At 38.3% G+C, this 10,169-nt stretch carries 8 protein-coding genes; all 8 read left to right on the top strand.

All coding sequences use genetic code 11. The features are described 5' to 3' along the window. The first annotated feature begins 234 nt into the window (after positions 1-234). The 8 genes from BCR22_RS09555 to lepB all read left to right on the top strand — a co-directional run bounded on the left by BCR22_RS09555 (position 235) and on the right by lepB (position 9,753). A complete protein-coding gene (locus tag BCR22_RS09555; RefSeq protein ID WP_069654711.1) occupies positions 235-963 on the top strand; it encodes a winged helix-turn-helix domain-containing protein in 729 nt (242 codons plus the stop codon). Between the two features lie 52 nt (positions 964-1,015). After that, on the top strand, positions 1,016-5,137 hold the full coding sequence (locus BCR22_RS09550; RefSeq protein WP_069654710.1) for a pectate lyase-like adhesive domain-containing protein: 4,122 nt from the start codon (positions 1,016-1,018) through the stop codon (positions 5,135-5,137). 13 nt (positions 5,138-5,150) lie between these two features. After that, positions 5,151-5,498, top strand: a complete 348-nt coding sequence (locus BCR22_RS09545; RefSeq protein ID WP_069654709.1) for a hypothetical protein — start codon at positions 5,151-5,153, stop codon at positions 5,496-5,498. Then, complete coding sequence (locus BCR22_RS09540; RefSeq protein ID WP_069654708.1) at positions 5,495-6,301, top strand: WxL domain-containing protein; 807 nt, start codon at positions 5,495-5,497, stop codon at positions 6,299-6,301. The genes BCR22_RS09545 and BCR22_RS09540 overlap by 4 nt, the downstream gene beginning before the upstream one ends. 35 nt (positions 6,302-6,336) lie before the next feature. Next, positions 6,337-7,152, top strand: coding sequence for a WxL domain-containing protein (locus BCR22_RS09535; RefSeq protein WP_069654707.1), 816 nt, complete (start codon positions 6,337-6,339; stop codon positions 7,150-7,152). An 88-nt stretch (positions 7,153-7,240) separates the two neighbouring features. Continuing rightward, positions 7,241-8,383: a WxLIP family cell surface protein gene (locus BCR22_RS09530; RefSeq protein ID WP_069654706.1), complete on the top strand. Its 1,143-nt coding sequence runs from the start codon at positions 7,241-7,243 to the stop codon at positions 8,381-8,383. Positions 8,384-8,405: 22 nt separating this feature from the next. Further along, entirely contained in the window at positions 8,406-9,074 is a 669-nt protein-coding gene (locus tag BCR22_RS09525) for a hypothetical protein (protein ID WP_069654705.1), read from the top strand. Between the two features lie 19 nt (positions 9,075-9,093). Then, positions 9,094-9,753 (top strand): signal peptidase I, encoded by a 660-nt coding sequence (lepB, locus tag BCR22_RS09520; protein WP_069654704.1) that lies wholly within the window; start codon positions 9,094-9,096, stop codon positions 9,751-9,753. Positions 9,754-10,169: the final 416 nt, after the last annotated feature.

The following is a 10,169-nucleotide window of genomic DNA, read 5'->3' as shown; positions in this document are numbered from 1 at the left end:
CATTTTTTTAGCCGTCAACGAAACCGTCAAATTATTTTAAGAAATGCACGATAATAGGCTAAATTAAAAGAATATCTTGAACTTAATTCTTTCAAGACAATCATTATTTCATTTTTACTAGTAGCGTGATAAGTACAAATATCTACTCAAAACGACTTTAATAGTAGCTTACTTTCGACTGTACACTACGAAAAGCTTTTAGTTATGACATAAATTTAGTAGGAGGTACCTGTGATGTACACTATCGGTATTTTTCGAGATCCGTCTCAACCTGTATTGGATTATACCAAAGATTTTGCGAGCTTAGGTCATGAGATCACATTTTTAAAAGTAGGAGATGTAAGTTCAGAGCTAGGAAATGTAGACGCCGTTATTATTGAAGAATCAGTTGTAACAGATCTATCTTGTATTTGCAAAAATATCTTGGAATTAAGAATGAGATTAAATAAATTAATCTGGGTATTATTAATTGATAACAATGAAGAAGCAAAAACAAAAAAGAAAATATATTTACAACTGGGTGCAGATGGTGTCTCTACTCATGAAGAAGAATTTGCTTTGCAATTTTCAAATATCTTAAATCGAATTGAGAAAAAGGAATTCCCTACCAATGTGCAGCCTGTATCATCGCCTGTACCACCACTAGAACTACTCCCTGAAAACCTAAGTGTTTTAAGGGAAGGAAAAGTCGAAATTAGCTTAACCAAATTAGAATTTAAAGTATTAGAACTACTTTTTAATAGGCACGATAAAGCATTAACCTATGAAGAAATATACCAACATATTTGGGCAAACGAAAGTGCGGAGAAAAAAGAGTATCGAGTAAGTAACATCATTTTCCATTTAAGAGGAAAAATTGAAGAAGATCCTACGACTCCGAAATTTATCAAAACGGTTCGAACGATTGGGTACAAATTGGCGTTAGATCAACAAGTAAACAACAGTAGTATGACTAACGCTTGAAGGAGGTGAAGAAACTAAGAACATTCTTTTAAACTAAGGGGCAGGAGGGAAAATGAATGAAATGATGAAAAAAAGAAAATTTCAATTAGTTGGAATGAGCATAGCCATTCTTTCGATCCTTATTTTAGCTATGTTTTCACAAATGTATTCTTCTTCAACTAAAATATTTGCCAAATCACCGATTTCGCTGACGGCTGTTGAAGATGAAATCTATACAAATGAATTCTTTCATTTAAAGATTTCCGATACAAGAGCAGAAAATGAACTGAAGCAGTCTGATGAAAGTAATTCGTCAACTAATTCCGGTGAACAGAAAAAAGAATGGCAAGTTCATCTACCTAAAGGGATACATTTTGACGAAGCAGAAGAAAGAGCCATGCTTTTGAAGGAAGACCCAAAAGCAGAATTCCCTGTTTTTAATTGGAATGAAGAAACACGGACGTTAACGATTACAGTAAAAAGTGATCAATCTTCCCTGGAATTAGCATTATTAGCAGACAAAAGTGGCGATTATTCACTGCAATTGTCTGATGAAGCAGGTAGCTTTACACAACAAGAGCTAAAACTTTCGGTAAAAGAATCAAAAAAGGCTACAGACAGTAGCCAAGATCTCATTCAACCGAGGGCATTAAGCACTAGAGCTGCTGGTACAGCAGAAGTGACTGATTGGCAAAGTTTTGTTGAAGCAATCGCCGATAACACAGTGAATACCATTTCATTACAAAATGATATTACACTGTCTGGGACGTTGAACAACTATAAGGATCTATTTAGTGTTAGTTCAGTTGATCTAGCCAGTGCGCAGAACGTCTATTTGTATATCAATAAAAATGCGACTGCACGCTCCCTGACAATTGATGGAAATGGACATAACTTTAATTTTGGTAACCTAGCGATCGGTTTTCTGGACCAATCAAGCTATGTATCAGGAAGTTCTGGAACCATTTTTGGCTATTGGGATTTAAAATTCCAAAACATTAACATGAGTTCCTCAAACTATTCTGGACCATTCTATATTTCATCGTATACGGCGACTGAAAGTGCCACGAATGGATTAACGGGAACAAATCGAAGCAATGCGAATATTTCTTATGATACTGCTTCGGCTACCAATACGAGAAATGTGACAGACTTTTTAGGGTACACGATTGGTCTAAATGACCCATGGGTAACGAATGTGGAACTGTTAAATGATATCTATACAAATGCCCCAACCTATTCGTCTAGTTATTTTATTTATAGTCCGTATTTACGTTACTCTCAAAATGTGACCACAGCGACATCGATTGGAATTGCTTCAGGTGGTGAGTCCCATATGTATTTCCAATTACAAGGAAATGCACGGACGGTTAAAGTCAACGGGAACAATTACACATTAGATTTTGGTTCGCTTTGTTTTTCGTTCCAAGCCTATAATAATTACGGTTCAAAAGCATGGGATATCCAATTTAGTAATATGACGGTTTATCATGGTAACTACTGGGGTGCGATGATTTTTAACAATGGTGCCAATGGCGGAAAAATGACCATGGATAATTACAGTGGGTATGGAACACAGTTTTTAGAATCACAACAAACCACGTTAACACTAAAAAATAAAGTTCATTTGGAGCAACAACGTACGTGGACTTCAGTAAAAAAAGACGGCACAACAATCCGTACATGGAATGTAAATAACTATCAACAAGGAAGCTTAGCGATTTCTACAGCTGTTGTAGAAGATAATGCTGATGTTTACATTTCTTCTTTAGGTTCGAATGTATTGTATATGCCATCAGGCAGCTTTGCAATCGGTAAAAATGTCAAGCTTAAACTGGAACGTGGCAATCAAACAACCGCAGCCGAATACTACAATACCAACTTGAACATTTCAGGCGGGTCATTATCTGTAGGCGAAGGTTCCACCGTTGATATCTTAAATCATCATGCGACATTTGGTGGTGCGGTCTACCTAGGATCAGCTTCATCTGAGTTAAACATTGGGAAAGATGCGACGGTAAATATTCAAACAGATGCCTATACTGGAACGGGTAACAACAATATAAACTATAACCCAATCTATATGAATGGCGGGTCGATCAACGTTTCAGGGAACTTAAATGTTAAAGGGGTAAACATGGGGGCCAGCACAACGGATTTATTCTATGTTGCAAATAACTCAACCTTTATCGTTCAACCGAATGCTTCGTTTGATATTCAAAGCGATAGCACATCGATCACGCAATATTTATTGCGAATGGGTGGAGCGTCATCAACTTTTAAATTCTCAGATGCTAAACGCGTGAATCTTCAAAAAAATAGCGCATTAACTAGCGGTACATCTACCAATAATGGGTTGATTTGGTCTCAAGGAAACTTAGATATGTCGGTTCAAAATGTCTTCCAATGGTCACTGAATAATGTGGCTGGCGGAGCTGATGGCGATAGTGATTATACGTATGAGTACATTCCGATGAGTAATATGCGATTAGCCTATGGAAGTAGCTTTAATCCTACGATCACAGCATCTAATGCGATGACAAATGAAACGTTAACTAGATTTAACGCGAATTTTACAACGAGAGGACAACAACGGGTTCTCTTTACTCGAGTACCAGATCCAAATATTGCGATTCATAGCATTGCAACCGATAATCGTGGCAGTAACAGTTCGACAACGGTATCTGGCTATGCGATTCCAAATGCCTATATCCGTATTTGGGATGTACCAGTCAATAACTCGATCACGGCAGCTTTTGATCCATCAACCGACAACATAAAATCGCCCGTAGAAGATATGTCTACACCAGCTGAATACCGTGCGAATTTTACAACGAAATCAGATGCGGCAGGGAATTGGTCCGTAACCGTACCAGCCGGGCATTATTTTACCGCTGGAAGTGTCATTCACGCCTACGGATTTGCGAATCTAAAAGCCGAAGAAGTGACACAAACAGTCTTGGATAAAACACCACCTACAGCTTCACCGGTGACCTATTACATGACAAAAGGGGATACGTTACCTGCACCAAAAGACATGGTGAAAGATGTTAGTGATACAAGTCCAGTCAATACTGGTTTTGATTATGCCTATACGGATCCTACTACGGCAGAAACAGCAGCAAATACGCCAGGAACACACACGGTACAGATCAATGTATCTGATAAGGCAGTTGATGCTGATGGAAATCCAGCGCCGAATACCAAAGTTGTTGAGTCAACATTAGTTGTCTATGACCAGGCTTCAGGTGTTTCAGGCTCTGATTTTGAGGCATCTTATGTAGATATTCGAAATCTATCAGAAACAGAATTAAAGAATTATATCCTGCAACAGAGCAAGCCAGAAGCCTATAAACTAGCAAATGGAACCAAAACAGACCTGACTCAATTTGTAACAGTAACAGACTTTGGTGGCTTAAATAATGTGAGCGAACTTCAACCAAAAGCATATCCTGTGACATTAACAGTAAAAGCAGCTGATTCAGGATTGCCCACAGACATTACAACGACGATTCAAGTGACAGTAGTTGATGTTGATGCCGTATTATCGGTTGAATTCTTGAATGAAGCAAATCAAGTATTATCTGGCTATACCGTTAAATTAAATACGCAAGTCGGGGACACGATTGACTTAACAAAAGAAGAGAGTGTCACCACACAACTTACGAATGTAACGAAAGCCGGGTATGATATTGCCGAACGACCAGCTAATGAAACAGCGGTGAAAATAAATAATACTGCACTAACCGTTCAATACAAAGTGCAAGGCGTATTGAGTTTGACCTCAGTACCAAGTGCGTTAGACTTTGGCTCACTAGCGTATAATGCAACAACGAAACGAGTAGAAGACCCAGAATTTGATCAGCAATTAGTGGTCACAGATACTCGGGCAGATGCCAAAAACGGTTGGAACTTAACGGCTACATTGACAACACCGATGAAAAACAATAGCGGTCAAGAATTAGTCAATGCTCTGCGTTATGTTACGAGCGGTAAGGAAACAATTTTAAATAATAATGCGCAGGTCGTTTACACCAATAGTAAAGGCACAGCAGGTAGTTTTGATATCAGTGACAGTTGGGGGAAAGCAGCAAATACTGACGGGATAAAATTACAAATTAATTCATCTGATACCGTTTATACAGGAGATTATATTGGCGTAATTACGTGGAAAGTCATGGCTGGACAACCATAAAGGAGAGTGGAAAATGAAACATAAAACAATAACATTAATCGTCTGCTCTCTGGTTGTATTGATCGGCATGTTTAGTTACTCAAACAGTTCAAGTGCGAATGAAGGAACAGGTGGGCAAGTCAATCGAGGCGGTAAGATTTCATTTTACGAAGAATCGACAGAACCGTCTGATTCCTCTACCAGTACTGAACCAAGTTCATCCACAACGACAACTCCGAGTACAACAGTGAAACCAGCTGGAAAAACACTTCCTAGTATGGGGGAGCTACTAAAAAACTACGGCATTTTCGGCATAGGTATTCTATTCCTATTGCTATTGCTTCTCTTTTTACGAAAACGTAGAAAGGGGGAGCAAAAATGAAGTTAACACAAATTGGCATCTGGTCGTTAGCAATCGCCAGTTTATTTCTAGCCAGTGAAACAGGCATCATTGCCCAAGCTTCCCCTGAAACGCTTGATCAATCAGGTTCAGTCAGCATCAAAGGAAGCGTGGTAACCAATCCTGTTGACCCTGAAAATCCAGAGAATGTTGTTGATCCGGGGGAGAGCCCTTCAACTGAAGGGTCACTTCGTATTGATTACGTTTCTGCTCTTGATTTTGGTGAAAGCAAGATTTCTAAAAATGGACGTGATTATCACGCTCTTGCGCAACAGTTCTTTGGTGAAACTGGTCCTAGAGGGAGCTACATTCAAATTACCGATCAACAAGCAGATTCGTCCGGTTGGACCCTACAAGTCAAACAAAACTATCAGTTTACGAATCCTATTATTCAAGAAACGAATGAGCAGGATTTAAAAGGTGCGGTTCTTTCACTAGATAAAGGCTGGGCAAATTCCAGCGGTACGAGTGAAGCGCCTACCGTGATGCGAGAAACGATTGCTTTAAATTCGATTGGTTCAGCCTATGAAGTCGCAACTGCCAGAGCAGGCAGCGGTAAAGGTGTTTGGACTATTGAATTTGGCGCATCAGATACCAATTCTAGCAAGCAACCTGCAACACTGACACCCGTAGTAGATCAAGCGAGAAAACCAGTGATAGACAGTCATTATAGTAAACCAGTGTATAGCAATTCAGCGATTACACTAAGCATACCGGAAACAACAAAAATTCATCCGGTAGAATACCAAACGGAGATAACTTGGATTTTAGCCAAGTTGCCTTAATAAATAACACACAAACAATTAGGAGGAACATCAATATGAAAGCAAGAAGTCTTTGTGCATCAACATTAGTAGCAATTTTAGGAGTAACAGTTCTAGGAGCGGCAACACCTGCATTCGCAGCACCAACTGAATTAACGTCAGAAGGTACAGTAAAAGTGACAGAAGGAACTGCCGGTGGTGGCGAATCTGAAACAGTCGATCCAGAAAATCCAGGTGAAGTTTTACCAACGCCAGATCCAGAATCTCCAGATGAAAACACAAACACAGAACAAGGGTCATTAGTTATTGAAAAAACGACTGATTTGGATTTTGGTTCTGTTAAAACATCTGCCAACACTGTAACAAGCTATGCCAAACCAATGACATTTAACGGTGGAACAACAAAACGTGGTGCTTATGTACAATGGGCTGACGTTCGTGCCGGAGGCGTTTTCGGATATACAATCACAGCACAATTAACAAAACAATTCACATCAGGAACAAACGTATTATCTGGTTCAACAATTGACTTCAGCAACGGACTTGCTGCAGCGCAAGGAGATAACACAAATGCTGTCCCTTCAAACGTTCAAACTGGTTTCCAATTAACAGAAGCGGCGAACGATGCAAAAACAGTCGTTGTAGCTGATAAAGATAAAAAAGAAGGAAAAGGCCGTCACGTCTTAGAATTTGGTCAAAGTTCAACATCACAAAACGGAACACCAGGAACAGATGCAGAATCTGTAAAATTAACAATTCCTGCAGCAACTGCTTCAAACATGGCTGTAGCGGATTACACTGCTACTGTAACTTGGAAAATTACTGCTGCACCTACTGCAGAAGAAACACCAGAAGAAACGCCAGAAGCATAAGCAGGCTCTTCGATTTTTGTAGAGGAACAAGTGTAACTTGTTCCTCTGCGTACATAGAAAAAATACTTTAGAATAAACGAGGTTAGTTATGAAATCACATATAGGATCTATAAAGCAATGGGTGAGTATCTTTTTGAGCATCGTGGTTATTGGACTCTTTTTTTTAAAAGCAGTTCCTAGTTATTCCGCTGATAAAAATCCAGCAGGTGTTACAGGGTTTACGTACAGTATTACGTTTCCAGATAATCAAGTAAAAAAAGATTTAGGCTACTTTAAATTAAAAATGGACCCAGGTAAAAATCAACAGATTTCTATTACATTAAGCAATCCTGGTACTGAAAAAGTGACGATTGATGTTAAATTGAATGGGGCAAAGACGAACCAAAACGGTGTGATTGAATACGGTGAATCAACAATAAAAAACGATCCATCCGTACAATTTGATTTTACCGATATTGTCACTGGACCAGAATCAGTTGAGCTAGCACCAGGAGAAACCAAGAATCTTGATTTGACCATTCAAATGCCAGAAACAAGTTATGATGGAGTGATTGCTGGTGGTATCCAGTTGATGAGAGCAGATCAAAATGGCACCACTTCTAATGAAGGCGGCTCAAAAATCATTAACCAATATGCCTATGTGATTGGTGTTGTGCTACAAGAATCAGAAAAAGCTATTGCACCAGATCTAAAATTGAACAGTGTGAAAGCGGGCCAAAGCAATTATCGCAATGCTATTTTTGTAAATTACTCTAATGTGATGGCAGCGTATTTAGATAATATGACTGTTGAAGTTCAAATTACAGAGAAAGGGAAAGAGACTGTTTTATATGAACGCAAACAAACCGCAATGAGAATGGCACCAAATTCCTTTATTGACTTTCCTGTCAGTATGAATGGTGAGCGGATGGTTGCAGGAGATTATATAGCAAACATTCTCGTGACCTCTGGCGATAAAAAATGGAAATGGACCAAAGACTTCAACATTTCAGATAAAGATGCGAACAAATTCAACGAGCGAGATGTAGGTTTAGTGCAAGAAAAAGGGCTGGACTGGAAATTGATCGCCCTAATCGTTGTTGGTATTTTAGCCTTAATTATCCTAATTTTCGTCATTATTCGCATACGTAATAAGAAAAAACAAGAAAAAGAATTAGCCTTAAAAAAAGAACGTAAAAAGAAGAAACAACAAGGGTCATCTAATGGAAAAAGCAGTAAGAAAAAGGATTAGGAAAGTATAGGAGCTGTAGTGTATGTCTGTTTTAGATTGGATTTTCATCATAGGGATAGCACTGTCAATTGTTGCGCTCCTAGGGTCAGGCTATTTTTTAGTACAGTTTTTTCATAAACGTAGACTGCTAAAAAAACTTCCAAATAAGAAATTTAAAAATAAAAAGAAAAATAGAAAAATCGCACGAAAAAAACGACAGTTGATAAACCAGAAAAAAAAGAGCATACGCTTATTTTGGGTAATGTCATTTGTGACAGTTGTTTTAGCTGGTGGCATCTCGTATCTTTCTTATTACCAGTCGATGAATCTCACAACAGGAGATTCAGATTCTGTTGTGAAAGGCTATTACCTACTGCGAGACTTTGAAGACCAACTGATTGTGGCACGGGATAAAAGCGACGACGAAGAAAAATTGCAAAAAAATATTCGTTACTTAGCGACCTCTATGGCAAGCTACGGAACAAAAAAAGCAAGTGACATCAATTCCGAAGAAGGACAAATCACCTTGAATCGTTATTATAATTCGATCAAACAATTAGGAATGAATGCAAGTACACAAACAAAAAACTTTTTCGGAAACCAAGAGTTAGTGGACAGTTTTTTAGCAGACATCAAGAAAGCACAAGACTATGAAAAACAAACATTTGATTATTACAAAGTGAATGAATCCGCCTTTAAAGAAGAAAAGTAATCTGAGTGAGTGATTTCTTATGGAGAAAAAACCAAAGCCAACAACCAAACGAAAAAAACGTCCTTCCCAAAATGTACCTGTAAAAAACACGAAAAAGAAAAAAAGACCAAACCTTAATAAAAAGTCTAAACGAAAAAAACAACGTGTTAGAAACTATCTCAAAGAACTGATCATGGCCATAAGTTTGGGTGTCGTGTTAATGCTTTTCATCACTTCCTTTTTCCTGACCATCGCGACGGTCCGTGGTTTTAGCATGATTCCGACGTTACGCGAAAAAGATCAAGTACTTGTTCAAAAAAAAACGAACCTCAAACGTTTTGATTTAGTTGCCTTTAAAAGTGGCAATGGGAACACGCAAATTAGACGAATCATTGGTCTGCCAGAAGAAAAAATTGCGTACACGAACGATACACTTTTCGTGAATGACCAGCCAGTAGACGAAAAATTTATTACGGATGAAATTAATGAAAACCAACGCAACGGTAAAAATTATACAGAAGATTTCACGAATCGAACGTTGACCTCTGCTGTTGCGATTCCTGAGGGATACTACTTAGTTTTAGGAGATAATCGACCGTATGCGACCGATAGTCGGCATTATGGTTTGATTGCAAAAGAGAATGTGATTGGGAAAGTGACGATGCAGCTTTTGCCGTTTGGTGAGATGAAGAGTTTTTAGAGTGAGGATATAGAATGTTTTAGGATGGAGATGTTCCATCCTTTTTTTTGTACAATTTTATCATTCTGAAGTGAATAACCTAACTGCGTTGTATCAAGGCACTACAATTCCAGAGAAAATAGACAGTCAAGTTGGAGAAGTGAAGCGTGATTGGTGGGATAACAATAAGCCAATCATACGTAACAGCGAGAAAAATTAATCCCCTATTTGATCCGTCAACCAAATGATAAGTATGTTATAGTTTACTTAATAAAATAATTTTGAGGTGTTTTAGATGAAAAATGATAAAAAAGAGAAGGAACGAGCTCTCTCTAAGGTGAAAAAAATCAAAACAAGGACGTTTTATTCTATTTTAGGAATATTGTTATTGATTATTATAGGAATAGGAGGAAAAGTCTATATGGATAACAAACGAT

Source organism: Enterococcus plantarum (assembly GCF_001730295.1).
Taxonomy (GTDB): Bacteria; Bacillota; Bacilli; order Lactobacillales; family Enterococcaceae; genus Enterococcus_L; species Enterococcus_L plantarum.
The sequence above is the reverse complement of the archived record's forward strand: the minus strand, read 5'-3'. Positions and strand labels throughout refer to the sequence as shown.